This is a genomic window from Frankia sp. CcMO1 (assembly GCF_977945845.1).
On record NZ_CDWTMG010000130.1, the window covers coordinates 1 to 998 of the forward strand.

Below are 998 nucleotides of genomic sequence, written 5' to 3' on the forward strand. Positions count from 1 at the left end.
AGGCCCTACAGCCGCTTCCACCGCGGCGGCCCGGAGGCCGGTGCAGCCGAAGCAGATGCCTACCGGACTGTTGCCGCCGAGCTGGAAGCTGCCGGCTACGCCGTGCTGTGCCACGACATCGGGGCTCAGACGGGGGAGGAAGTGGCCGCCGTACTGGCGGCGTCTGTGCTCTCCCGGCTGGAGGGCACCCGTACCGCTTCTTGAGCGGCCCGTACCAAGGAGTCGTACGTCTCCACCGTGCGTACGGCTTCCACCCCCAGCGACGCCACGAAGGCCGCCAACTCCTCCTGCACGGCGGCGGCCGGCGCGTCGTCGGGCACCATGCGTTCCAGCTCCAGGAACGTCCCGACCCCTTCCAGCTCATCCAGGCACAACGAAACCTCGCCATGCCGGCCGGTCCGCCGGAACTTGGCAACCCGGACCGTCGCCCAGTAGCCCATGCGAAGGATCGCCTCGTGCATCTGCTGGCTCCGTCTCGTACTCCAAGCAGTCCTGGGCGTTGGCGCCCGGCTGCTTGAGGGCGAACCAGTGGCGGCCGTTCACCGTGCGCAGCCGCAGGAATGACACGCCAAGCTTGCTGTCTCCGAAGGACCAGCCGAGCGGGGCGAAGGCCTGGTCGTCCTGGTACACCGCCTCGCCGAGGTTGATACCCCGCCCACTGAGCGCGCCAAGCACTGCCTCCAGGTCCGACACGGAATACTTGACTTCAACCTCGCGCACAACGTCTCCCTATAGGTCATGAGGTAGCAGGCAAAATTGTAACGGAACCCCGATGCTGCCTATGAGGGAGCCCGAGGGGAACGGTCAATGCTGGACCAGCTTGATAACCGTCCCCAGCTGGTTGTGTGTGGAATAACTTGGCGCGCGGGGTAGCTGTCTTGCGGCAACCTAAGCGCTCACAATATAATTGACTTAGTGAACAACTAGAGTTTCGCAGTTTTCTTGATTGCCCTGCGATGGGCATTAAGGAGTCGAAATGAAATAACTTGCGCGTTTCG

Annotated in this window: 1 protein-coding gene; it reads right to left on the reverse strand. The window is 63.5% G+C overall.

From position 1 onward, the window contains the following. Window positions 1–125 precede the first annotated feature (125 nt). Window positions 126–461: a CYTH domain-containing protein gene (locus AC08OU_RS15530; RefSeq protein WP_476605203.1), complete on the reverse strand. Its 336-nt coding sequence runs from the start codon at window positions 459–461 to the stop codon at window positions 126–128. Between the last annotated feature and the right edge of the window lie 537 nt (window positions 462–998).

Excerpts from the sequence above, each read along its gene's own strand:
- AC08OU_RS15530 (WP_476605203.1), bottom strand. The coding sequence starts at position 461 with ATGCACGAGGCGATCCTTCGCATGGGCTACTGGGCGACGGTCCGGGTT.